The sequence below is a fragment of the Ferriphaselus sp. R-1 genome (assembly GCF_000746095.1).
In the GTDB taxonomy this organism is placed as follows: Bacteria; Pseudomonadota; Gammaproteobacteria; order Burkholderiales; family Gallionellaceae; genus Ferriphaselus.
The window spans coordinates 42447-65316 of the sequence record NZ_JQKP01000004.1 but is presented as its reverse complement, the minus strand read 5'-3'; the positions used below and the strand labels follow the sequence as shown (position 1 = coordinate 65316).

21 protein-coding genes are annotated in these 22870 nt (G+C 63.0%); 10 read left to right on the top strand and 11 right to left on the bottom strand.

What is annotated here, in order from left to right:
* Positions 1 to 64: 64 nt before the first annotated feature.
* On the bottom strand, positions 65 to 2548 hold the full coding sequence (gene metG, locus DM08_RS05805; protein ID WP_051937821.1) for a methionine--tRNA ligase: 2484 nt from the start codon (positions 2546 to 2548) through the stop codon (positions 65 to 67).
* Between the two features lie 101 nt (positions 2549 to 2649).
* Here metG and apbC point away from each other — a divergent pair, with 101 nt between their 5' ends.
* A complete protein-coding gene (gene apbC / locus DM08_RS05800) occupies positions 2650 to 3744 on the top strand; it encodes an iron-sulfur cluster carrier protein ApbC (protein WP_035383704.1) in 1095 nt (364 codons plus the stop codon).
* Positions 3745 to 3858: 114 nt separating this feature from the next.
* On the top strand, positions 3859 to 4425 hold the full coding sequence (dcd, locus tag DM08_RS05795) for a dCTP deaminase (RefSeq protein ID WP_035383703.1): 567 nt from the start codon (positions 3859 to 3861) through the stop codon (positions 4423 to 4425).
* Positions 4426 to 4454: 29 nt separating this feature from the next.
* Here dcd and nirD read toward each other — a convergent pair whose 3' ends face one another.
* The 8 genes from nirD to DM08_RS05755 all read right to left on the bottom strand — a co-directional run bounded on the left by nirD (position 4455) and on the right by DM08_RS05755 (position 13793).
* Positions 4455 to 4763, bottom strand: a complete 309-nt coding sequence (gene nirD, locus DM08_RS05790) for a nitrite reductase small subunit NirD (RefSeq protein ID WP_035383702.1) — start codon at positions 4761 to 4763, stop codon at positions 4455 to 4457.
* An 11-nt stretch (positions 4764 to 4774) separates the two neighbouring features.
* Entirely contained in the window at positions 4775 to 7192 is a 2418-nt protein-coding gene (gene nirB, locus DM08_RS05785) for a nitrite reductase large subunit NirB (RefSeq protein WP_035383701.1), read from the bottom strand.
* Positions 7180 to 9876, bottom strand: coding sequence for a nitrate reductase (locus tag DM08_RS05780; protein WP_035383700.1), 2697 nt, complete (start codon positions 9874 to 9876; stop codon positions 7180 to 7182). The genes nirB and DM08_RS05780 overlap by 13 nt, the downstream gene beginning before the upstream one ends.
* Positions 9873 to 10163, bottom strand: coding sequence for a MoaD/ThiS family protein (locus tag DM08_RS05775; protein ID WP_035383699.1), 291 nt, complete (start codon positions 10161 to 10163; stop codon positions 9873 to 9875). The genes DM08_RS05780 and DM08_RS05775 overlap by 4 nt, the downstream gene beginning before the upstream one ends.
* Before the next feature lie 4 nt (positions 10164 to 10167).
* Complete coding sequence (locus tag DM08_RS05770) at positions 10168 to 10959, bottom strand: ABC transporter ATP-binding protein (RefSeq protein WP_035383698.1); 792 nt, start codon at positions 10957 to 10959, stop codon at positions 10168 to 10170.
* 16 nt (positions 10960 to 10975) lie between these two features.
* The gene (gene ntrB / locus DM08_RS05765) at positions 10976 to 11755 is read right to left on the bottom strand and encodes a nitrate ABC transporter permease (protein ID WP_237560232.1); all 780 of its coding nucleotides are present in this window, start codon (positions 11753 to 11755) and stop codon (positions 10976 to 10978) included.
* Positions 11756 to 11762: 7 nt separating this feature from the next.
* Positions 11763 to 13016 (bottom strand): CmpA/NrtA family ABC transporter substrate-binding protein, encoded by a 1254-nt coding sequence (locus DM08_RS05760; RefSeq protein ID WP_035383696.1) that lies wholly within the window; start codon positions 13014 to 13016, stop codon positions 11763 to 11765.
* Between the two features lie 177 nt (positions 13017 to 13193).
* On the bottom strand, positions 13194 to 13793 hold the full coding sequence (locus tag DM08_RS05755; protein WP_035383695.1) for an ANTAR domain-containing response regulator: 600 nt from the start codon (positions 13791 to 13793) through the stop codon (positions 13194 to 13196).
* A 179-nt stretch (positions 13794 to 13972) separates the two neighbouring features.
* On the opposite strand from DM08_RS05755, the gene DM08_RS05750 reads away from it, so the two are divergent.
* The 7 genes from DM08_RS05750 to erpA all read left to right on the top strand — a co-directional run bounded on the left by DM08_RS05750 (position 13973) and on the right by erpA (position 20294).
* Positions 13973 to 14176: a hypothetical protein gene (locus DM08_RS05750; protein ID WP_035383694.1), complete on the top strand. Its 204-nt coding sequence runs from the start codon at positions 13973 to 13975 to the stop codon at positions 14174 to 14176.
* Positions 14177 to 14379: 203 nt separating this feature from the next.
* Positions 14380 to 16626, top strand: a complete 2247-nt coding sequence (locus DM08_RS05745; RefSeq protein WP_035383693.1) for an arginine/lysine/ornithine decarboxylase — start codon at positions 14380 to 14382, stop codon at positions 16624 to 16626.
* 166 nt (positions 16627 to 16792) lie between these two features.
* Positions 16793 to 17863, top strand: coding sequence for a hypothetical protein (locus DM08_RS05740; protein WP_152555790.1), 1071 nt, complete (start codon positions 16793 to 16795; stop codon positions 17861 to 17863).
* 84 nt (positions 17864 to 17947) lie between these two features.
* The gene (rplM, locus tag DM08_RS05735) at positions 17948 to 18385 is read left to right on the top strand and encodes a 50S ribosomal protein L13 (RefSeq protein ID WP_035383691.1); all 438 of its coding nucleotides are present in this window, start codon (positions 17948 to 17950) and stop codon (positions 18383 to 18385) included.
* Between the two features lie 2 nt (positions 18386 to 18387).
* Positions 18388 to 18780: a 30S ribosomal protein S9 gene (gene rpsI, locus DM08_RS05730; protein WP_035383690.1), complete on the top strand. Its 393-nt coding sequence runs from the start codon at positions 18388 to 18390 to the stop codon at positions 18778 to 18780.
* A 74-nt stretch (positions 18781 to 18854) separates the two neighbouring features.
* Entirely contained in the window at positions 18855 to 19883 is a 1029-nt protein-coding gene (argC, locus tag DM08_RS05725) for an N-acetyl-gamma-glutamyl-phosphate reductase (RefSeq protein ID WP_035383689.1), read from the top strand.
* A 60-nt stretch (positions 19884 to 19943) separates the two neighbouring features.
* Positions 19944 to 20294: an iron-sulfur cluster insertion protein ErpA gene (gene erpA / locus DM08_RS05720; RefSeq protein WP_035383688.1), complete on the top strand. Its 351-nt coding sequence runs from the start codon at positions 19944 to 19946 to the stop codon at positions 20292 to 20294.
* A gap of 74 nt (positions 20295 to 20368) precedes the next feature.
* Here the strand turns inward: erpA and dut are convergent, their stop codons facing one another.
* A complete protein-coding gene (dut, locus tag DM08_RS05715) occupies positions 20369 to 20818 on the bottom strand; it encodes a dUTP diphosphatase (RefSeq protein WP_035383687.1) in 450 nt (149 codons plus the stop codon).
* A complete protein-coding gene (coaBC, locus tag DM08_RS05710) occupies positions 20815 to 22011 on the bottom strand; it encodes a bifunctional phosphopantothenoylcysteine decarboxylase/phosphopantothenate--cysteine ligase CoaBC (RefSeq protein WP_035383686.1) in 1197 nt (398 codons plus the stop codon). Before coaBC ends, dut begins: the two co-directional genes overlap by 4 nt.
* Before the next feature lie 163 nt (positions 22012 to 22174).
* On the opposite strand from coaBC, the gene radC reads away from it, so the two are divergent.
* Positions 22175 to 22849, top strand: coding sequence for a RadC family protein (gene radC / locus DM08_RS05705; RefSeq protein WP_035383685.1), 675 nt, complete (start codon positions 22175 to 22177; stop codon positions 22847 to 22849).
* The last annotated feature ends 21 nt before the right edge of the window (positions 22850 to 22870 follow it).

Here is a 22870-nt window from a genome sequence, read left to right as displayed (position 1 = left end):
CGAACCAGGAACGGAGCGGAAATCGCAGAATGAGCGTTCACCTTGCGACAGGTGAACGGGATGTTTACTTCACCCGCATCCCCGGCTGCGCGCCGGAATCGGGTGACAGGATGAACAGACCGGGCGAATCTTCACCGGACGCCGCCAGCACCATGCCTTCGCTCATGCCGAACTTCATCTTGCGCGGGGCGAGGTTGGCGACCATCACCGTGAGGCGGCCCACCAGTTGCTCCGGCGCATAAGCCGATTTGATCCCGGCGAACACGTTGCGGGTCTTCTCTTCGCCGATGTCCAGCGTCAGCCGCAGCAGCTTGGCCGCGCCCTCCACGTGCTCGGCGTTGACGATCTTCGCGATGCGCAGATCCACCTTGGTGAAGTCGTCGATGGAGATGGTCGGGGCGATGTTCCCCTCTCCCGCTGGGAGAGGGGCTAGGGGTGAGGGCGTGTCCGTCGAAGTTGCTGCTGCCCTTGCGGTCAAATTGAGCGCATTCCGCGCATCCAACTCCAGCCAGATTTTCTCCAGCACAGATTGAGTTTCTGTGAGTACCTCATTGTTCCAGAAATGCAGCACATCAATGCCTTTTGACTTCAAGAACGCAGAGCGGGCTTCGTCTTTGGTCACGGTTTCGGCGTGTTGCCCACCATCCAGCTCGACTGCGAGTTTGGCCTCGTGACAGTAAAAGTCCAACACATACGGCTCGACCGGGTGTTGACGACGGAACTTTGCGCCGCCCATTCGTCGGTCTCGCAACAGCCCCCAGACCAACTGCTCGGCATCGGTTTGTTCCAATCTAAGTTTGCGAGCGAAGTCTTTGATGTCGGCGGGGAGGGGCGCATGGTGCTTTCCCTCACCCCCAGCCCCTCTCCCGGTGGGCGAGGGGGGCGGTTGCAGCGATTCCTTATTGGCGGCCACCATCGCCTCCACCAGCTTGGCATCCAGGCGGGCGGCGAGGTGCTGGTAGGGGGCGACGCGGGCGGGCAGTGCGGCAACATCGCTCCAGACGAAATCGCGCTCCATGCCGAACAGTTCGCGCGCCACGCGGCGGCTGATCTGCGGCAGCACCGGCGCGAGCAGGATGGCGAGCTGGCGGAAGCCGTACAGGCACTGGCTGCACACAGTTTGCAGCTTGTCACGTTTGGCCGGGTCTTTCGCCAGCGCCCAAGGCTGGCGGGTGTCGAAATACTCGTTCACGCCATCGGCGATCTTCATGATCTGGCGGATGGCATCGGCGTAGTTGCGGCTTTCAAAGGCCTCGGCCACCTGCGCAGCGCTGGCCTGGGCGGCAGCGAGGTCGAAGGTTTCGCCGTGCAGCTTCAGTTCACCGTCGAAGTGCTTGGCGACGAAGTTGGCCGAGCGGCTGGCGATGTTGACGAACTTGCCGACGATGTCGCTGTTCACCCGCGCCACGAAGTCATCCAGATTCAGGTCGGTGTCTTCGATGCTGCCGTTGAGCTTGGCGGCGTAGTAGTAGCGCAGGTATTCGGTGTTCTTCACGTGCTCGACGTAGCTGCTGGCGGTGATGAAGGTGCCGCGCGATTTGCTCATCTTCTCGCCGTTGACGGTGAGGAAGCCGTGGGCGCACAGCCGGGTCGGCGTGCGGAAACCGGCGTTCTTAAGCATCGCTGGCCAGAACAGGGCGTGGAAGTAGAGGATGTCCTTGCCGATGAAGTGGACGAGTTCGGTCTGCGAATCTGCCTTCCAGTATTCATCGAAGTCCAGCCCTTTGGCTTCGCACAGCGCTTTGAAGCTGCCCATGTAGCCAACCGGCGCATCCAGCCAGACGTAGAAGTATTTGCCCGGCGCATCGGGAATCTCGAAGCCGAAGTAGGGCGCGTCGCGCGAGATGTCCCAGTCGGAGAGCTTGTTGTCTTCGTCGGTGCCTAGCCATTCCTGCATCTTGTTGGCAGCCTCGGCTTGTAGCGCGCCGCCGGTGGTCCATTCGCGCAGGAACTGCTGGCAGCGCGGGTCGGAGAGTTTGAAGAAGAAGTGCTCGGACTGGCGCATCTCGGGCACGGCGCCGGAGACGGCGGAGTACGGGTTCTTCAGCTCGGTGGGGGCGTAGGCTGCGCCGCAGGCTTCGCAGTTGTCGCCGTACTGGTCTTTCGTGCCGCACTTGGGGCACTCGCCCTTGATGAAGCGGTCGGGCAGGAACATCTGTTTGACCGGGTCGTAGAATTGTTCGATGGAGCGCGATTCGATCAGGCCGCTGGCGCGCAGCTTGCGGTAGATGTCGTAGGCGAATTCGCGGGTCTGTTCGGAGTTGGTCGAGCCGTAGTGGTCGAAGCCGATGTGGAAAGCATCGAAGTCGGCCTTGTGCTCCTGCCAGACGCGGGCGATCAGCGCCTCCGGCGTGATGCCCTCGCGCTCGGCGCGCAGCATGATGGGCGTGCCGTGGGTGTCGTCGGCACACACGTAGTGGCATGAATTCCCTTGCATCTTCTGGAAACGCACCCAGATGTCGGTCTGGATGTACTCGACCAGGTGGCCGAGGTGGATGCTGCCGTTGGCGTAGGGCAGGGCGGAGGTGACGAGTATCTTGCGCGGCATGGTGTGACCTTGTTGAAAGCAGGGGCTGATTTTAACAAACTTGAGCGCGGGAATTGGGTAAAATCCCCGCCCACGTCAGCAACCGCTTATGGAGACACCGCATGGCCTTTACCGAAACCGACATCCAGTCCGCCCTGAAGCAATTGATCGACCCGAACACGAAGAAGGATTTCGTTTCCGGCAAGTCGGTGAAGAATATCAAGGTGAGCGGCAGCGACGTATCGCTGGACATTTTGCTGGGCTACCCGGCCAAGAGCGTGTGGGACGAGATCCGGGCGCAGGTGGAAGCGCATCTGCGCGCCAGCGTTCCCGGTGTGGGTGCGCTGACGGTGAACGTCTCCAGCAAGGTCGTGCCCCATGCGGTGCAGCGCGGCGTGAAACTGGTGGACGGCGTGAAGAACATCATCGCGGTGGCTTCCGGCAAGGGCGGCGTGGGCAAGAGCACCACAGCGGTGAATCTGGCGCTGGCGCTGGCCGCCGAGGGCGCGCGCGTCGGCGTGCTGGATGCTGACATCTACGGCCCCTCGCAGCCCACCATGCTGGGCATCACCGGACGGCCAAAATCCAGGGACGGCAAGTCGATGGAGGCGATGGAGGGCCACGGCATCCAGGCCATGTCCATCGGCTTCATGATCGATGGCGACGATGCGCCCATGATCTGGCGCGGTCCGATGGCCAGCCAGGCGCTGGACCAGTTGCTCAACCAGACGCGCTGGGACAACCTCGACTATTTGGTGGTGGACCTGCCGCCCGGCACCGGCGACATCCAGCTGACGCTGGCGCAGAAGATTCCGGTCACCGGCGCGGTGATCGTCACCACGCCGCAGGATATCGCGCTGATGGATGCCAAGAAGGGGCTGAAGATGTTCGAGAAGACCAACATCAAAATCCTCGGCATCATCGAGAACATGAGCACGCATATCTGCTCCAAGTGCGGTCACGAAGAACACATCTTCGGTGCGGGTGGTGGCGAGCAGATGTGTGCCGATTACCACACCGAGTTCCTGGGTAGTCTGCCGCTGGACATCCGTATCCGCGAACAGGCCGATTCCGGCAAGCCTACTGTCGTGGCTGACCCGGATGGTACAATCGCCCGCGTTTACAAGCAGATCGCCCGCCGCGTGGCGGTGAAGGTGGCGGAGATGGCGCAGGATCACAGTGCCGTGTTCCCCAAGATCGTGGTGCAGAATACCTAACAGATCCCCTCTCCCGCAGGCGGGCGAGGGTTAGGGAGAGGGTCAACCGCTGGATTCCCTCTCCCCCAGCCCCTCTCCCACAAGTGGGCGAGGGAAGCGAGAGGACGGAGAGCAATGAGCATCAAATCCGACAAATGGATACGCCGCATGGCGGAGCAGCACGGCATGATAGAGCCGTTCGAGCCGGGGCAGGTGAAAGAGGTCAACGGCCAGAAGATCGTGTCCTACGGCACGTCGAGCTACGGCTACGACATCCGCTGCTCGCGCGAATTCAAGCTGTTCACCAACATCAACAGCACGATTGTTGACCCGAAGAACTTCGATCCGAACTCCTTCGTCAACGTCGAGGCCGACTACTGCATCATCCCGCCGAACTCCTTCGCGCTGGCGCGCACCGTGGAATATTTCCGCATCCCGCGCAATGTGCTGACGGTGTGTCTGGGCAAGAGCACCTATGCGCGCTGCGGCATCATCGTCAATGTCACGCCGTTCGAGCCGGAATGGGAAGGCTACGTCACGCTGGAGTTCTCCAACACCACGCCGCTGCCCGCCAAGATCTACGCCAACGAAGGCGTGGCGCAAGTGTTGTTCTTCGAGAGCGATGAGGTGTGCGAGACCTCGTACAAAGACCGTGGCGGCAAGTATCAGGGCCAGCACGGCGTGACCCTGCCCAAGATCTGAGCGGGTCTGCCGGTCTCCCGGCAGACCCACTAGGCCAGCAGGTAGACCTCTCCCGCTTCCAGCCTGGTCGCCAGTTTCTTCGTACAACCCACGTCCGGCGCGACCGCCTCGCCGCTTTCCAGATTGATGTTCCAGCCGTGCAACGGGCAGGCCACGGTGTGGCCGAACACCATGCCCTGCGACAGCGGGCCGCCCTTGTGCGGACAACGGTCGTGCAGGGCGAACACCTGATCGTCCGCCGTGCGGAACAGGGCGATGTCGCCCTGCGGAGTCTTCACTACGCGTGAACCCAGCGCCGGGATGTCGTCCAGCGTGGCGATGCGGATCCAGTTTTCCATGTCGTTTCCTTTCAGAGCGTGAGCGGCGCGTACTCGCGCGGGTTGAGGTTTTGTTTGGCCCAGGGATCCTGCGCGCCTTCCAGCGCGAACAGCAATCTGTCATACATGGCCTTGCGACCGGCGGCATCTTCCACCACGCGCTGCTTGATGTGATCCATCCCGACGCGCTCGATGTAGTGCACGGTCCGATCCAGATAGCGCGCTTCCTCGCGATACAGCTGGGTGAATGCGCCGACGTATTCCATCACTTCCTCGCGCGTCTTCACCTTGACCAGGAACTGCGCGACTTCGGTCTTGATGCCGCCGTTGCCGCCGACATAGATCTCCCAGCCGGAATCCACGCCGATGATGCCTACATCCTTGATGGCGGCCTCGGCGCAGTTACGCGGGCAACCGGACACGGCGATCTTGAATTTGTGCGGTGTCCACATGCGATCCAGCGCGTGCTCGATGTCGATCCCCATTTGGGTCGAATCCTGCACGCCGAAACGGCACCACTCGCTGCCCACGCAGGTCTTCACCGTGCGCAGTGATTTGCCGTAGGCATAGCCGGAAGGCATGTCCAGGTCAGCCCACACCTGGGGCAGGTCTTCCTTTTTGATGCCGAACAGGTCGATGCGCTGGCCGCCTGTCACCTTGACCGTGCGCACCTGGTATTTGTCCGCCACATCGGCGATGCGGCGCAGTTGCTCCGGCGTGGTGACACCGCCATGCATGCGCGGCACGACGGAGAAGGTGCCGTCCTTCTGGATGTTGCCGTGGGCGCGCTCGTTGATGAGGCGCGATTGCGGATCGTCCTTCGCCGCGCGCGGCCAGGCGCAGATGAGGTAGTAGTTGAGCGCGGGACGGCAGGAGGCGCAGCCGTTGGGAGTGCTCCAGTTCAACTGCTGCATGACCTGCGGGATGGACAGCAGCTGCTCATCGACGATGGACTTGCGCACCTCTTCATGCGTCAAGGCCGTGCAGCCGCACAGCGGCTTGGCCTTGCCGGTCTGGGCGGCATAAGCCCCGCCCAGCGTGGAGGCGAGGATCTGTTCCACCAGCCCGGTGCAGGAGCCGCAGGAAGCCGAGGCCTTGGTGTGTTTGCGCACCTCGTCCAGCGTGAACAGTCCCTGTTCCTTCACGGCTTTGACGATGGTGCCCTTGCACACGCCGTTGCAGCCGCACACCTCCATCTCGTCCGGCATGGCTGCCGCGCTGTCCTGTCCCTGATGGCCGGTGTTGCCCAGATGCGACTGGCCGAACATCAGGTGGTCGCGCATGTCGGCCACGTTCTTGCCGTCGCGTATCAGCTGGAAATACCAGGCCCCGTCCTTGGTGTCGCCCACCATCACCGCGCCGATCAGCGTGTCGTCGCGCAGCACCAGCTTTTTGTACACGCCACCAGCGGCATCGTGCAGCACGACCTCGTCCGTGCCCTCGCCGCCGCTGAAATCGCCTGCCGAGAACAGGTCGATGCCAGTCACTTTCAGTTTGGTCGAAGTCACCGAACCCTGGTAGCGGGCGATGCCCAGCCGCGCCAGATGGTTGGCGCACACCTTGGCCTGCTCGAACAGCGGCGCGACTAGGCCGTAGGCGATACCGCGATGGGCGGCGCACTCGCCCACGGCGTAGATGCCCGGCGCGTAGGTCTGCATCGTGTCATCGACCACGACGCCCCGGTCGCAATGGACTCCGGCGGAGGCGGCCAGCGCCGTGTCGGGACGGATGCCGACCGCCATCACCACCAGGTCGGCGGGGATCTCTGTGCCGTCTTTGAAGCGGATGGCCTGCACCCGTCCCTCGCCGAGCAGGGACTCGGTCTGGGTGCCGAGCCGGAACTTCAGTCCCTTGGCTTCCAGCGAGCGTTGCAGCATCTGCGCCGAGACCTGGTCGAGCTGGCGTTCCATCAGCCAGGGCATCAGGTGCACCACGGTCACGTCCATGCCGCGCAAGGCCAGGCCGTTCGCCGCTTCCAGCCCGAGCAGGCCGCCGCCGATGACCACCGCATGCCGGTATTGCTTGGCGGTTTCGATCATGGCGTGGGTGTCGTGGATGTCGCGGTAACCGATCACGCCGTCCAGCTCCTTGCCGGGCACTGGCAGGATGAAGGGCTTCGAGCCGGTCGCCAGCAGCAAGCGGTCATAGCTCGCGCTGGTGCCATCCTCAGCGTGGACCGTCTTGCTCTGCCGGTCGATGCGCACCACTTTCTTGTTCAGGTGCAGGGTGATGTTGTGCTGCGCATACCAGTCGAGGTCGTTCAGGATGATGTCCTGTATCTCCTGTTCCCCGGCCAGCACCGGCGACAGCATGATGCGGTTGTAGTTCGGGTAAGGCTCGGCGCCGAACACGGTGATGTCGTACAGATCGGGTTCCAGCTTGAGCAGCTCCTCCAGCGTGCGCACCCCTGCCATGCCGTTGCCGACCATGACCAGTTTCAGTTTTTGCATGTCTCTTTCTCCATAAAGTTCGTGACCAGGCGTTTCAGTTCCGGCACGCAGGAACCGCACTGCGTGCCGCATTTCAATCCCTGTTGCAATGCGGCGAAGTCAGCCCCGTCGCGCAGTGCCGCGAGAATCTCGGTTTCCGACACGTCGAGGCAGTTGCACACGATGCGCCCGCGTTGCGACTGACCGGCGGGGGGTGCGGCCAGCGGGGCGAACAGCCAGGGGCGCAGCGCCGTCGCATCCGCGCCGCTGGCGATGATCTCCTTCAGCCAGTCGCGCGCGGCGGTCTCGCCGGTCAGGCGCACGGCCAGCAACTGGCCGCCTTCCAGCAGTGCGCGCTTGGAGATGCCGCGCTTGGCATCGCGGTAGTTCATTGCGCTGTCGTCCAGACCGAGGATGGCATCCAGCTCGTGCAGCAGCGACTCCGGTACCGCCCCGTTGTGCGCCGCCCGCAGCACCACCAGCTCTTCCTCGCGCCCGTACAGCCCGAGCGCGGCGTAGTCGAAGCGGTCGAGCAGGTGACGCAGACGTTCCAGGCGCGGCAACACCTCACCCTTGGCCATCGCGACCAGTTGCCAGGGCAGGTCAAGCTTTTCCACCTGCACGGCGGCGTGCTTCAGTTCCGGTTGTTTGGACTGCGGGTCATACGCGCCCAGGGTGAGGGCGTTGGCCCCCAGCCCGCTCATCGAGCGGCTGCTCCAGTGCATGGGCAGGAACACCTGGCCGGGGCGCTGCTCGTCGGACCGGGTGACGCGCAGCTTGAGCTGGCCGCGCCGACCGAGCACCCGCACCAGGTCGCCCTCGACCAGCCCGCGCCGCGCCATGTCGGTGGCGTGCATGGCGAGCAGCGGCTCCTCGACGTGGCTATACAGCCGCCCGATCCGCCCGGTCCGGCTCATGCCGTGCCACTGGTCGCGCAAGCGGCCCGTGTTCAGGTGCAGCGGGTAACGCGCATCGGTGTCCTCGGCGACTGGCTGGTAGCGGGTGACGGCGAACATGGCCTTGCCGCTGGTCGTGGGGAAGATGCCATCGGCATACAAGCGCAGTGTGCCGCGCTCTGCACCCAACGGGTACGGCCATTGCTGCGGCCCGGCCTGTTCCAGCAGGGCGTAGCTCAGGCCACCGATGTCGAGATCGCGACCCAGCGTGCTGGCACGGTGCTCGTTGAACAGAGACTCGGGGTCGTGGTAGTCAACGATGTTGCGCGTGCCCAGCCGTTGCGCCAGCCGCGCAGCGAAATCCACCGCGATCTGCCAGTCGTGCCTGGCTTCGCCGGGCGGCGGCACGGCGGCGCGCACCCGCGAGATGCAGCGTTCGGAGTTGGTGACGGTGCCTTCCTTTTCGCCCCAGGTGCTGGCCGGCAGCAGCACGTCGGCATAGGCCGCCGTGTCGGTGTCGGCGAACGCGTCCTGCACCACCACGAGCTCAGCCGTTTCCAGTGCCGCCGTGATGCGCTTGAGGTCAGGCATGGAGTGGGCCGGGTTAGTGCAAGCGATCCACAGCGCCTTGATCTCGCCGCGCTGCACGGCCTCGAACATCTCCACGGCGGTCTTGCCGGGTGTGGCGGGCACGTCGTCCACGCCCCACAGCGCGGCGACTTCGGCTCGATGCTCCGGATCGGACAGGTTGCGGTGGCCGGACAGCAGGTTGGCCATGCCGCCGACCTCGCGCCCGCCCATGGCGTTCGGCTGGCCGGTGAGCGACAGCGGCGCGGCCCCCGGCTTGCCGATCTGGCCGGTGGCGAGGTGCAGATTGATCAGCGCGGCGTTCTTCTGCGTGCCGTGGATGGACTGGTTCAGCCCCTGACAATACAAGGACAGCGTCGGCCCCTGCGAGAACCAGCGCGCGGCCTGCACGATGTCAGCGGCGGCCACGCCGCAGACCGTTGCCGCATAGCTCGGCGTGTAGTCCAGCACGACCGCCTTGAGCTGGGCGAATCCCTCGGTGTGCGCCGCGATGTAGGCCGTATCGCACCAGCCTTCCCACAGCATGACGTGCAGCATGGCGTTGAACAGGGCGACATCGGTACCCGGCAGGATGGCGAGATGCAGGTCGGCGACGCTGGCCGTGTCGGTGCGGCGCGGATCGACCACGATCAGCTTTTGGCCGGGATTGCGCTTGCGCGCTTCCTCGATGCGCCGGAACACGATGGGGTGGGCATAGGCCGTGTTCGACCCGGCGATGAAGAGGCAGGCGGCGTGGTCTATGTCCTCGTAGCAGCCCGGTGGCGCGTCCATGCCCAGCGTGGTCTTGTAGCCGGTGACGGCGGAAGACATGCACAGGCGCGAATTGGTGTCGATGTTGTTGGTGGCGATCAGCCCCTTGGCCAGCTTGTTGAAGGCGTAGTAGTCCTCGGTCAGCAGCTGCCCGGAGACATAGAAGCCGACCGCGTCCGGCCCATGGCGGCGGATGATCGCGGCGAACTGGTCGGCGACGGTGTCCAGCGCCGCATCCCAACTGACGCGCTGGAGCGTGCCGCTGCGGCGGTCGCGCAGTTCGGGATGCAGTGCGCGCAGTTCCGGGCGGGCGGTCAGATGCAGCGTCGAGCCCTTGCTGCACAAGCGGCCAAAGTTGGCCGGATGCGCCGGGTCGCCGCGCACGCCGGTGATGCGGCCATCCTCGCTGGCGATGATCACGCCGCAGCCCACGCCGCAGTAACAACAGGTCGAACGAGTCTCTTGCATCATGCTTCGAAGATGGATCTTCTGGAGTGCAGGCCGATCTCGGCTCCGGGCTGGATGCGTTCGGACGGCCGCGCGTAGCGGCCATCTACGGTGAGCAACACCTGACGTTCATCCAGCTCGTAGGCCCACGCGCCGCCCCGGCAGCGCAAACGCTGCAACAGCTGCCCGAGCGTGTCCGGCGCGTCGGTGACCGCGACCTGTTCCGAGGTCATCGACAGGAATTCGCTGAGCCTGCCGAAATACATCAACACGGCGGGGCGCGGGGCGGAGTGGGAGCCTGCAAGCCGCATGGGATCAGGCCGCCTTCCTGGCCTGCTTCTGGTACAGGAACTCCAGCACGGCACCGCGCAGGCGGTGGTACTGGGCATCGTTCGCCAGCGCCAGCCGGTCGCGCGGCTTGGGCAGGTCCACCGCCAGGATCTCGCCTATGGTCGCCGCCGGGCCGTTGGTCATCATCACGATGCGGTCGGACAGCAGCACGGCCTCGTCCACGTCGTGGGTCACCATCACCACGGTGCTCTTGGTCGCGGCGACGATCTTCATCAGCTCGTCCTGCAAGTGGGCGCGAGTCAGCGCGTCGAGCGCGCCGAAGGGCTCGTCCATCAGCAACACCTTGGGCTGCATCGCCAGCGCGCGGGCGATGCCGACGCGCTGCTTCATGCCGCCGGAGATCTCGTGCGGGAATTTCTTCTCGGCGTGCGACAGGTGCACCAGCTCCAGCGCCTCCAGCGTGCGCTGCCGCAACTGCTCGCGTCCTTCGTTGGCCCCGAACACCCGCTCCACGCCCAGATAGATGTTGTCAAAGCAGGTCATCCAGGGCAGCAGCGAGTGGTTCTGGAACACCACGGCGCGTTCCGGCCCCGGCCCGGCGATCTCGCGCTCGGCGCAGAACAGGTGGCCGGAACTGGGCAGCAGCAAGCCCGCGATGAGGTTGAGCAGGGTGGACTTGCCGCAGCCGGAGTGGCCGATCAGGGTGATGAACTCACCCCGTGCGATCTCCAGGTCGATGTCGCGCAAGGCGATGAACTCGCCCTGCTTGGTGTCGAAGGACATGTGTGCGTCTTCAACCAGTACAAATCTATTCATGAGACGCTCCTGGGTATCAATACGAGAATCGCTTGGCCAGCCAGACCAGCAGCTGTTCCAGCAGCAGGCCGACGATGCCGACGATGAAGATGGCGATGATGATGTGCTCGACGTTCAGGTTGTTCCATTCGTCCCACACCCAGAAGCCGATGCCGACACCGCCGGTGAGCATCTCTGCCGCGACGATCACCAGCCAGGCGGTGCCGATGGCCAGCCGCACGCCGGTCAGCATGTAGGGCAGGGTGGCGGGGAACAGGATGCGGGTGAACACCTTCCACTCGCTCAGATTGAGCACGCGCGCCACGTTGAGGTAGTCCTGCGGCAACTGGCGCACGCCCATCGCAGTGTTGATGATCATGGGCCAGATGCTGGAGATGAAGATCACCCAGATCGCAGCGGGATTGGCCGCCTTGAACACCAGCAGGCCGATCGGCAGCCAAGCCAGCGGCGAGACCGGGCGCAACAGGCTGATGATGGGCGCGCTCATGCGGTCGAGGAAGCCGAAGCGTCCGACCAGGAAACCCAGCGGGATACCGACCAGCGCCGCCATGCCGAAGCCGGTGGCGACCCGTTGCAGCGAGTTGAGGATGTTCCAGCCTATGCCCTGATCGTTGGGCGACTTCTGGTAGAACGGGTCGCTGAACAGGGCGACGGCGGAATCCCAGGTCTTGAGCGGCCCCGGCAGACTTTCATTGGTCTGGGCCAGCAAGCCCCACAGCCCGATCAGGCAGGCCACCCCCAGCAGCGGGGGCAGCACGGAGCTCACCAGGAACGCTTTGATGTCTTTGCTTTGCATGGTCACCTCAGGCGTGGATCTTGAAGCTGGCGGCATACTTCTTCGGGTCCTTGCCGTCCCACACCGTACCGTCGATCAGCTTGCTGGTACGCATCGGGTCCTTGGGTACGGCGACCTTCACTTGCGTAGCGGCCTGCTTGTACAGCTCGATCTGGTTGATCTTCTTGGCCACGGCCAGATAGTCCGGATCGTCCTTCAGCAGACCCCAGCGCTTGTGCTGGGTGAGGAACCACATGCCGTCCGACAGGTAGGGGAAATTCACCGCGCCATCGTTGCAGAACTTCATGTAGTTGGGATCGACCCACTTCTTGCCCAGGCCATCCTCGTACTTGCCTTCCAGACGCTGGTCGATCACCTCCACTGGACAATTCACATACGACTTGTCGGCGATGATCTCGGCGACCTTGCGGCGATTGGCCATGTCGTCGATGAACTTGGAGGCTTCCAGCACGGCCATGATCAGGGCGCGCGCAGTGTTGGGATATTTGTGCGCGAAGTCGGCGGTACAGCCCAGCACCTTCTCGGGATGGTCTTTCCAGATGTCCTGCGTTGTGGCGGCGGTGAAGCCGATCTTGTCGTAGATGGCGCGGTTGTTCCACGGCTCGCCCACGCAGAAACCGTCCATGTTGCCGACGCGCATATTGGCCACCATCTGGGGTGGCGGCACCGTGATGGTCTTCACGTCCTTCATCGGGTCGATGCCGTGGCTGGCCAGCCAGTAATACAGCCACATGGCGTGGGTGCCGGTGGGGAAGGTCTGGGCGAAGGTGTAGTCGCGCTTCTCGGCATCCACCAGCTTCTTCAGGGCGGCACCGGTGGTCACGCCCTTTTCCTTGAGCTGGTTGGACAGGGTGATGGCCTGGCCGTTGTTGTTGAGGGTCATCAGCACCGACATGTCTTTCTTCTGGCCGCCGATGCCCAGATGCACGCCATACACCAGGCCGTACAACACATGCGCCGCTTCCAGTTCGCCATTGGTCAGTTTGTCGCGCACGGCAGCCCAGGAGGCCTCCTTGGACGGGATGATCTTGATGCCGTACTTCTCGTCGAACTTCATCACCGAGGCGATGACCACCGAGGCGCAGTCGGTCAGCGGGATGAAGCCGACTCTCACCTCCTTTAGTTCCGGCGCATCCGATCCAGCGGCCCAGGCCGCACTGCGCACTCCGGGCGGCACCATTGCCATCAGTGCCGCGCCGCCCAGCAATCCTGCTCCATTCTTCATAAAGTCTCTCCGGCTGTGGTTGGTTTCATCATTCATGGCATCTCTCCTTGGTTAACGATAAGCAAACAAAAAAGCGTCCATCCGCAAGAGATTTCGCTCTTGCAGATGGACGCCTGTGTCCCTGGTTCTCGCCGGGCCGCCGTGGCCCGGACAAAATTGTCTAGCTGACCCGCCGTTGGGTCCTTGCTGCTATCTAAGCAATCACCGTGCCAACTATCCCATCAGCTCCGCCACGGTGATGACCTGACGTGCCACATCGGCCAGTTTCAGCCCCTTGTCCATGGCCATCTTGCGCAGTGCCTGATAGGACTCGTCTTCGCTCCAGCCGCGCTGTTTCATCAGGATGCCCTTTGCGCGATCGACTTCCTTGCGTTCCGCCAGTTGGTTCTCGGCTTTTTCAAGTTCTTGCCGCATGGTCTGGAACTGGTTGAAGCGGGCGATGGCCACTTCCATGATGGGGCGCAGCCGCTCGCTCTTCAGTCCGTCGACCACGTAGGCGCTGACCCCGGCGCGTATCGCGGCGCGGATCTTCTCGCTGTCTTCATCGTGTGTAAACAATACGATAGGTCGTGGCTGGTCGCGGCTGATCAGGCACAGATGCTCCAGCGTGTCGCGGTCGGGTGAGTCCGTATCCAGGATGACTATATCGGGTTTGAGTTCGCTCACCAGGCCGGGCAGGTCGGCGCTGGCAGATACATGGGCGGCCAGATGGCAGCCGGCTTCATGCAGGGCGTGCTTGAGCAGGGCAGCGCGCTCAAAGGTCTCATCGACCAGCAAAACACGAAGGGAAGGTTCGGACTGTCTTTTTTTCATACAGGCGGAAGATGCAAGCCGCGTGCCAGCGACTTATCTGTCTGTCGGCAGGCTTCTTGGCGCGATCCGCACCAGAACAGGGCGCATCTGCACTGCGCGCGCCCCATATCGAGACATGCGTTGCTCTGGTCGGTGAATCCGCTACAATTCGCCGCATGAATCCGCACGACTCATCTCATATGATCTGGTGTTCCCCCAAGGGGGAGCGCATTGCCTGCGTGGAGAAGCTCAAAGTATTGCGCGAGAACCTGGAGGAGATCCGCCAGGTGTGCCAGGATGCCTTGGAGGATGCGGTGCTGATGGGTTGCGACGAGCAGCAGTTCCGTGCGGTGCTGGGCGAACTGGTCGCCTCGCTGGAAAATCCTTATCCGCCCGGCGAATAAAGTATTTCCCCGCCCCCCGCAATCTGCGACAATCCGCGCCTCTTTTGACACCCCCTCCGGGAGCTTGCCATGAAGTCCAGATTGAGTCCCGACATCACATCGACCTGCGGTCGACATGAGTCTGCACTGAACCTTCAGCTTGCCCGTCGGGGCTCGGCACCACAATGTTCGTTTACACGTTCCATCATGTTAAGGAGCGCAGCATGAAGTTCAGGTTTCCCATCGTCATCATCGACGAAGATTTTCGTTCCGAGAACGCCAGCGGCCTCGGTATCCGTGCGCTGGCCGATGCCATCGAAAAGGAAGGCATGGAAGTGCTGGGCGTGACCAGCTATGGCGACCTGACCTCGTTCGCACAACAGCAGAGCCGCGCGTCGGCCTTTCTGCTGTCCATCGACGACGAGGAGTTCGGCGCAGGCAGTGCCGAAGAGACGGATTCGGCGCTAAAGTCGTTGCGCGCCTTCGTTGAGGAGATCCGTTTCAAGAACGCCGACATCCCGATCTATCTGTACGGCGAGACACGCACCTCGCGCCACATTCCGAACAACATCCTGCGCGAGCTGCACGGCTTCATCCACATGCACGAGGACACGCCGGAGTTCGTGGCGCGCCACATCATCCGCGAAGCCAAGGCGTATCTGGACTCGCTGGCACCGCCGTTCTTCCGCGCGCTGCTGCACTACGCGCAGGATGGTTCCTATTCCTGGCATTGTCCCGGTCACTCGGGCGGCGTGGCCTTCCTGAAGTCGCCGGTGGGGCAGATGTTCCACCAGTTCTTCGGCGAGAACATGCTGCGCGCCGACGTGTGCAACGCGGTGGACGAACTCGGCCAGCTGCTCGACCACACCGGCCCGGTGGCGGCTTCCGAGCGCAATGCCGCGCGCATCTTCAATTCCGATCATTTGTTCTTCGTCACCAATGGCACCTCGACCTCGAACAAGATCGTGTGGCACTCGACCGTCGCACCGGACGACATCGTGGTGGTGGACCGCAACTGCCACAAGTCCATTTTGCATTCCATCATGATGACGGGCGCGGTGCCGGTGTTCCTGACTCCAACACGCAACAACTTCGGCATCATCGGGCCGATCCCGCAATCGGAGTTCGAGCTGGCGAGTATCCAGCGCAAGATCGATGCGAACCCGTTCATCAAGGACAAGACCAAGAAGCCACGTATCCTGACCATCACCCAGAGTACCTACGACGGCGTGGTGTACAACGTCGAGACCTTGAAAGAGATGCTGGACGGCAAGATCGACACGCTGCACTTCGACGAGGCCTGGCTGCCGCACGCCGCTTTCCACGATTTCTACAAGGACATGCACGCCATCGGGCGCGACCGTCCGCGTGCGGCAGAGTCCATGATCTTCGCCACCCAGTCCACGCACAAGTTGCTGGCCGGACTGAGCCAGGCCTCGCAGATCCTGGTGCGCGAATCCGAGACCCGCAAGCTCAACGAGCACACCTTCAACGAGGCGTATTTGATGCATACCTCGACCTCGCCGCAATACGCCATCATCGCCTCGTGCGACGTGGCGGCGGCGATGATGGAGCCGCCCGGCGGTACCGCGCTGGTGGAGGAATCCATCGCCGAAGCGCTGGATTTCCGCCGCGCCATGCGCAAGGTGGACGACGAGTTCGGCAAGGACTGGTGGTTCAAGGTGTGGGGGCCGGACAACATCGCGGAAGAGGGCATCGGTTCGCGCGAGGACTGGATGCTGCATCCCAAGGACAAGTGGCACGGTTTCGGCAAACTGGCCGCCGGCTTCAATATGCTGGATCCGATCAAGGCCACCATCATCACCCCAGGGTTGGACGTGGACGGTGACTTCGCCGATTCCGGCATCCCGGCGGCGATGGTCACCAAGTATCTGGCCGAGCACGGCGTGATCGTGGAGAAGTGCGGCCTGTATTCTTTCTTCATCATGTTCACCATCGGTATCACCAAGGGCCGCTGGAACACGCTGCTGACTGCGTTGCAGCAGTTCAAGGACGACTACGACAAGAACGCGCCGATCTGGCGCATCCTGCCGGAGTTCGCTGCCAAGCTGCCGCAGTATGAACGGGTCGGCCTGCGCGACCTGTGCCAGCAGATCCACGATGCCTACAAGACCAACAACGTGGCCAAGATGACCACCGAGATGTATCTGTCGGACATGCAGCCGGCGATGAAGCCGTCGGATGCCTTCGCCCGCATGGCACACGACGAGATCGAGCGCGTGCCGGTGGACGAGCTGGAAGGCCGCATCACGGCGGTGTTGCTGACACCGTATCCGCCCGGCATCCCGTTGCTGATCCCCGGCGAACGCTTCAATACCATCATCGTGGACTACCTGAAGTTCGCGCGCGATTTCAATAAACGCTTCCCCGGTTTCGAGACCGACATCCACGGTCTGGTGGGTGAGGTCGAAGGCGGGGAGAAGCGATACTACGTGGATTGCGTGGCCTGATTGCGCAGAATGGGGGCGGAGAGCGTCGCTCCCATCGCCTTGATTGACGGGGTCACAACGGCGGAGGCTTGAAATGGGGCGAATCTGTGAGGTGGTTCGGAGCGTTGGCAAGAGTTCGGTGATCGCGCTGATGGGGGTGCTCATGGTCGGATGTGGAAGTTCCAAGTTGGCAAATGTCGTTGCGCCCGAAGCGGTCGAATTCAAGCTGGCGGCGGACAAAACCGTGGTGGACTCGCGGGCGCGATTCCGTCAGGCCTTGTGCACCGTGGTCGAACAGCGGCGCGGGCAATATCCGGACGAAAGGGATTGCCAGGCCATTCTCCATGATCTGGGTGACGAGCCTGCCTTGCCTGGGGCATGGCAACTGCCTGCCGCTTCGGCGCAGCCTTCGAATCTCACCGTCATTCTGGTTTCCGGGGTGTTGTGGGAGTGCGTGTCCGGCACGGTGAATCCGTTCGGCGCAGGCAAGGGGGAGCACGCCAGTGATGCAGACTACGACTATTTGAAGCCGCATTTTCCTGTGGTGGAAGTAGTCAAGGTCGCTGGGCGGGCTTCGTCTAAGCACAATGGGGGGCTCGTTGCTGATGCAATACGCACCAGCGTGCGGCATCATCCCGGCAACGATATTGTCGTGGTCGCCTATTCCAAGGGGGCCGCCGACACGCTGGAAGCATTGCGCCAACTGGGCGAGGCGAATGCTGTCCCAACCAATCTGAAAGCCCTGGTGACGACGACCGGGGCGATCTATGGCAGCCCATTGGGCGACGAGCTGGACGGGCCGTACAAGACGTTGCTGTCCAGACTGCCCTGGCCCTCATGTCAGCCGGTGGACGATAAGCCCATCGAGAGCATCTCGCGCCGTGTCCGTATGCAGTGGATGGCAGACCATTGGCAGGCGTTGCCCAAGGGCATCCGCTATTACTCACTTGGTGTGTACGACAAGCCGGAGAATCAGCATTGGGCGCTGTCGTTACTCAGCAAGCATCTGGCCAGATACGATGCGCGCAACGATAGCCACATGATCTATTCCGATCAGATACTTCCGGATAGTCAGTTGCTGGGCTATATCAAGGCAGACCACTGGTCGTTCGTGTTGCCGTTCAATCGCAACAAGTCCCCCCTTTGGCGACCGATCTTCAACGATCACAACGCTTTCCCGCGTGAGGTTCTGCTGGAAACCCTCCTGCGCTATGTCGAGGCCGATATGGCGGAAGCCGGGGCAGCGAAGTCACCTTGATTTTCCCCGAGATTTTGTTTGACACGGGTACAGTCATTCAATAGAATGCGCGCCTTTCGTAGTTCACTCGATTCAGGAAAAGCCATGAAAACATTTTCCGCCAAGCCCCATGAAGTCCAGCACGACTGGATTCTGGTGGATGCCAAGGATGCAGTGCTGGGCCGTCTGGCCAGCCAGATCGCCGCTCGTCTGCGCGGCAAGCACAAGGCCATTTACACGCCTCACGTCGATACCGGCGACTTCGTCGTTGTGGTTAACGTCGACAAGCTGCGTGTGACCGGCAACAAGGCGCAAGCCAAGATGTACTACCGTCACACCGGCTATCCTGGCGGTATCTACGAGACCAATTTCACCAAGCTGCAACAGCGTCATCCGCAGCGCGTGCTGCAAAAGGCTGTCAAGGGCATGCTGCCCAAGGGTCCGCTGGGCTACGCCATGCTGCGCAAGCTGAAGGTGTACGGTGGTGCAACCCACCCGCACTCGGCGCAACAACCGCAACCTACTGATCTGCTGAAGGCATAACCATGAGCGTTACTTACAATTACGGCACTGGCCGTCGCAAGAGCGCGGTTGCCCGCGTGTTCATCAAGGCTGGCAAGGGCGACATCATCGTCAACGACAAGCCGGTGGACGTGTTCTTCTCCCGCGAGACTGGCCGCATGATCGTGCGTCAGCCGCTGGAACTGACCGATCTGATCGGCAAGTTCGACATTCTGGTGAACGTATCCGGCGGTGGCGAATCTGGCCAGGCAGGTGCTGTGCGTCACGGCATCACCCGTGCGCTGATCGACTACGATGCCACGTTGAAGCCCGTGCTGAGCAAGGCTGGCCTGGTCACTCGCGATGCTCGTGAAGTCGAGCGTAAGAAGACCGGTCTGCGCAAGGCACGTCGCAGGAAGCAGTTCTCCAAGCGTTAATCGCTGGGAACAGGAAAGCCGCCTTCGGGCGGCTTTTTCATTTATCATCGCGCAAAATTTTTCAGGAGGCGCTTGTGATCAAAGTGGGTATCGTAGGTGGCACGGGTTACACCGGAGTCGAATTGCTGCGTTTGCTGGCGCGGCATCCCCAGGTTCAGTTGACGGCGATCACGTCGCGTGCCGATGCCGGTACGCGGGTGGACGCGATGTTCCCCAGCCTGCGCGGCTACGTCGATCTGTGCTTTTCGCATCCCGATCAGGCGCAACTGGACCAGTGCGACGCGGTGTTCTTCGCCACGCCCAACGGCATCGCCATGCAGCAGGCGCGGGCACTGGTGGATGCTGGGGTGCGCGTGATCGACTTGGCCGCCGACTTCCGCATCAAGGACATCCCGACTTGGGAAAAGTGGTACGGCATGACTCACGCCTGCCCGGAGTTGGTGGCGGAGGCGGTGTACGGTCTGCCGGAAGTGAATCGCGAGGCGATCAAGGCCGCGCGGCTGATCGCCAATCCCGGCTGCTATCCGACCGCCGTACAGCTGGGCTTCCTGCCTTTGATCGAGGCGGGCCTGATCGACACTTCCGGCCTGATCGCCGATGCCAAGTCGGGTGTGTCCGGCGCGGGCCGAAAAGCTGAGATCGGCACGCTGCTGGCCGAAGCCGCCGACAGTTTCAAGGCTTACGGCGTACCCGGTCACCGTCACCTGCCCGAGATCAAACAGGGCTTGGCGCGTGCTGCCGGTAATGAGGTCGGCCTGACCTTCGTGCCGCATCTGACGCCGATGATACGGGGCATCCACGCCACGCTGTATGCGCGCATCAAGACCGATGCCAACCTCCAGTCGTTGTTCGAGCAGCGCTACGCCAGCGAGCCGTTCGTGGACGTGCTGCCGCCGGGCAGCCACCCCGAGACGCGCTCGGTGCGTGGGGCCAACACCTGCCGTATCGCCGTTCACCGTCCGCAGGGCGGCGACACCGTGGTGGTGTTGTCGGTGATCGACAATCTGGTCAAGGGGGCCGCCGGTCAGGCCGTGCATAACCTTAACCTGATGTTCGGCCTGGCCGAGACCACCGCGCTGGAAGTCGTACCCTTGCTGCCGTAAGGGTTGCGCCGCTGTACAAGCTAACTATAATGCCGCATCGCTAACGAATTGGAGTCCACCATGAATGCTGTCACCGAAATGCAAGATCCGCTGCTGTTCACCGACAACGCGGCCAACAAGGTCAAACAACTGATCGACGAAGAGGGCAACTCCGACCTGAAGCTGCGCGTGTTCGTCACCGGCGGCGGCTGTTCCGGCTTTCAGTACGGTTTCACGTTCGACGAGATCGCGAATGAAGACGATACCGTGATGAGCAAGAACGGCGTGCAACTGCTGATCGATCCGATGAGCTTCCAGTATCTGGTCGGCGCGGAGATCGACTACACCGAAGGTTTGGAAGGTTCGCAGTTCGTCATCAAGAACCCGAACGCCACCACTACCTGCGGCTGCGGTTCGTCGTTCTCGGCGTAAGTCCAGCTTCTCGTCCAGTGGGAAACGACTGAGGGGGCGCTAGCGCCCCCTCAGTCATTCTGCCTGCTACGTTCTTAGTGCTTGCCGGTGCTGCCGAAGCCACCGCTGCCGCGCTGGCTCACCGGGAAGTCGTCCACCAGATTGAACTGCACCTGCAACACCGGCACGATAACCAGTTGCGCCATGCGCTCCATCGGCATCAGGGTGAAAGGATGCTGGCCGCGATTCCACAGCGACACGAAGATCTGCCCCTGATAGTCTGAGTCGATCAGGCCGACCAGGTTGCCCAGCACGATGCCGTGCTTGTGGCCCAGCCCCGAGCGCGGCAGGATCATCGCCGCCAGGTGCGGGTCATGCAGGTGCAGGGCGATGCCGCTGGGGATGAGTTCGCACTGGCCCGGCTGGATGATCATGGTGTGGTCGATGCAGGCGCGCAGGTCGATGCCGGCAGAGCCGGGCGTGGCGTAGGCGGGCGGGTGCTCGTGCAGGCGGTGATCGAGGATCTTGACATCGACTTTCTTCATGCTGGTTTTCCCTTTCGGTAGAGTTGGGCGACATGGCGCAGCAGCGCCCGCGCCAGAGCGGGTTTGTCGGCGCGCGGCAGCAGATGCTCGCCGTCGTCGTCGAACAGGATGAGTTCGTTGTCGTCCGCGCCGATGGCGGTCTGCGCCAGATTGGCGGCCAGCAGCGGCAGCCGTTTGGCGCGGCGCTTGGCTTGCGCGTATTCGTGCAGGTTCTCGCTCTCGGCCGCGAAGCCTACGCAGAACGGCGCGTTCGGCAGCGAGGCTAGGCTGGCGATGATGTCGGGGTTAGGGACGAGCTCGACGGTCAGCGCAGCGTCGGACTTCTTGATCTTCTGCGCGCTGGGCGCGGACGGACGGTAGTCCGCCACCGCCGCCACGCCGATGAAGATGTCGGCGCGGGCGGCGCGGCGGTTCACCGCGTCGGCCATCTCCAGCGCCGAGTTGACCGAGACCCGCTCCACGCCCGCAGGGGCGGGCAGCGCCACCGGGCCGGAGACCAGGGTGACCTGCGCGCCCATCGCGTGCGCCGCCTGTGCGATGGCGTAACCCATCTTGCCGGAGCTGCGGTTAGTGATGCCGCGCACCGCGTCTATCGCCTCGTAAGTCGGCCCCGCCGTCATCAGCAGATTCACACCCGCCAGCAGTTTGCGCTGAAAGTGGGCGACGATCCCGTCCGCCAGTTCTGTCACCTCCAGCATCCGCCCCATGCCGGTCTCGCCGCAGGCCATGTCGCCACTGGCCGGGCCGAGCAGGGGCACGCCATCGGCGGCGAGCTGGGCGATGTTGCGTTGGGTGGCGGGATTGCTCCACATCTGAACGTTCATGGCCGGGGCGACCAGCAGCGGGCAGTCGCGCGCCAGGCACAAGGCCGAGAGCAGATCGTCGGCCAAGCCGTGCGCCAGCTTGGCGATGAAATCCGCCGTGGCCGGGGCGATCACGATGGCATCCGCCGCGCGCCCGGAGGCGATGTGCGCCATGCCGCTATCTGCCGCATCCCATTGATTGATCAATACCGGATGTCCGGACAAGGCCTGCAGCGTGGTTGGCGTGATGAACTGCGTCGCCGCCTGCGTCATCGCCACCTGCACCACGAATCCCTGCTTGATCAGCGTCCGCACCAATTCCGCCGCCTTGTAGGCTGCGATGCCGCCGGTCACGCCGAGCAGGATGCGCTTGGGATTTGCAGTTTCCATGGGCGCGCATCTTAGCAAGAAACCCTCGGCTCCGGGCAGCGAGCGTGAGTCGCCGCTGTCGCCGTGAGCTAAGCCACGCTCGGCGGAGGTCTAGCCTTGCGGCATATACAGGTCGCGCCTGTGCCATGCTAGCGTTGCCGCCGTATCGTTCGGGGAGCGTGGCATGAGTATCGTGGATTGGCCTGCGGGCGAGCGCCCGCGCGAAAAGCTGCTGGAACGCGGGGCGGCGGCGCTGTCCGATGCCGAGTTGCTGGCGATCTTCCTGCGCACCGGAGTGGTGGGCAAGAGCGCAGTGGATCTGGCGCGCGAGCTGCTGCAACGCTTCGGCTCGTTGACGCGGATGTTCGCCGCGACGGAAGCCGAGTTCTGCGCGCTGCACGGCATGGGCCAGGCCAAGTTCGTACAGCTACAGGCGGTGCTGGAGATGTCGCGGCGGGCGTTGCGCGAGGAGATGGTCAGCGGCGATGCGCTGAACTCGCCGGCGGCGGTGCGTGACTATCTGCGTTTGCTGCTGGGCGGACGCGGGCAGGAGGTGTTCCTGGTGCTGTTCCTCGATGCGCAGCACCGCGTCATCGCAGTGGAAGAGTTGTTCCACGGCACGCTGACGCAGACCAGCGTCTACCCGCGCGAGGTGGTGAAGCGGGCGCTGTACCACAACGCGGCGGCGACCATCTTCGCCCACAACCATCCCAGCGGGGTGTCGGAACCCAGTCAGTCCGACCAGTTGCTGACCGATGCCCTGAGGCAGGCGCTGACGCTGGTGGACGTGCGTGTGCTGGATCACTTCATCGTGGCGGGGAACGCCTGCCTGTCGTTCGCCGAGCGCGGTCTGCTGTGAAATCGGTTGAACGATAGCAGG

Bases quoted from the DNA above. Each gene is read 5' to 3' on its own strand.
- metG (WP_051937821.1), bottom strand. From the start codon at position 2,548: ATGCCGCGCAAGATACTCGTCACCTCCGCCCTGCCCTACGCCAACGGC.
- apbC (WP_035383704.1), top strand. From the start codon at position 2,650: ATGGCCTTTACCGAAACCGACATCCAGTCCGCCCTGAAGCAATTGATC.
- dcd (WP_035383703.1), top strand. From the start codon at position 3,859: ATGAGCATCAAATCCGACAAATGGATACGCCGCATGGCGGAGCAGCAC.
- nirD (WP_035383702.1), bottom strand. From the start codon at position 4,763: ATGGAAAACTGGATCCGCATCGCCACGCTGGACGACATCCCGGCGCTG.
- nirB (WP_035383701.1), bottom strand. From the start codon at position 7,192: ATGCAAAAACTGAAACTGGTCATGGTCGGCAACGGCATGGCAGGGGTG.
- DM08_RS05780 (WP_035383700.1), bottom strand. From the start codon at position 9,876: ATGATGCAAGAGACTCGTTCGACCTGTTGTTACTGCGGCGTGGGCTGC.
- DM08_RS05775 (WP_035383699.1), bottom strand. From the start codon at position 10,163: ATGCGGCTTGCAGGCTCCCACTCCGCCCCGCGCCCCGCCGTGTTGATG.
- DM08_RS05770 (WP_035383698.1), bottom strand. From the start codon at position 10,959: ATGAATAGATTTGTACTGGTTGAAGACGCACACATGTCCTTCGACACC.
- ntrB (WP_237560232.1), bottom strand. From the start codon at position 11,755: ATGCAAAGCAAAGACATCAAAGCGTTCCTGGTGAGCTCCGTGCTGCCC.
- DM08_RS05760 (WP_035383696.1), bottom strand. From the start codon at position 13,016: ATGAATGATGAAACCAACCACAGCCGGAGAGACTTTATGAAGAATGGA.
- DM08_RS05755 (WP_035383695.1), bottom strand. From the start codon at position 13,793: ATGAAAAAAAGACAGTCCGAACCTTCCCTTCGTGTTTTGCTGGTCGAT.
- DM08_RS05750 (WP_035383694.1), top strand. From the start codon at position 13,973: ATGATCTGGTGTTCCCCCAAGGGGGAGCGCATTGCCTGCGTGGAGAAG.
- DM08_RS05745 (WP_035383693.1), top strand. From the start codon at position 14,380: ATGAAGTTCAGGTTTCCCATCGTCATCATCGACGAAGATTTTCGTTCC.
- rplM (WP_035383691.1), top strand. From the start codon at position 17,948: ATGAAAACATTTTCCGCCAAGCCCCATGAAGTCCAGCACGACTGGATT.
- rpsI (WP_035383690.1), top strand. From the start codon at position 18,388: ATGAGCGTTACTTACAATTACGGCACTGGCCGTCGCAAGAGCGCGGTT.
- erpA (WP_035383688.1), top strand. From the start codon at position 19,944: ATGAATGCTGTCACCGAAATGCAAGATCCGCTGCTGTTCACCGACAAC.
- dut (WP_035383687.1), bottom strand. From the start codon at position 20,818: ATGAAGAAAGTCGATGTCAAGATCCTCGATCACCGCCTGCACGAGCAC.
- coaBC (WP_035383686.1), bottom strand. From the start codon at position 22,011: ATGGAAACTGCAAATCCCAAGCGCATCCTGCTCGGCGTGACCGGCGGC.
- radC (WP_035383685.1), top strand. From the start codon at position 22,175: ATGAGTATCGTGGATTGGCCTGCGGGCGAGCGCCCGCGCGAAAAGCTG.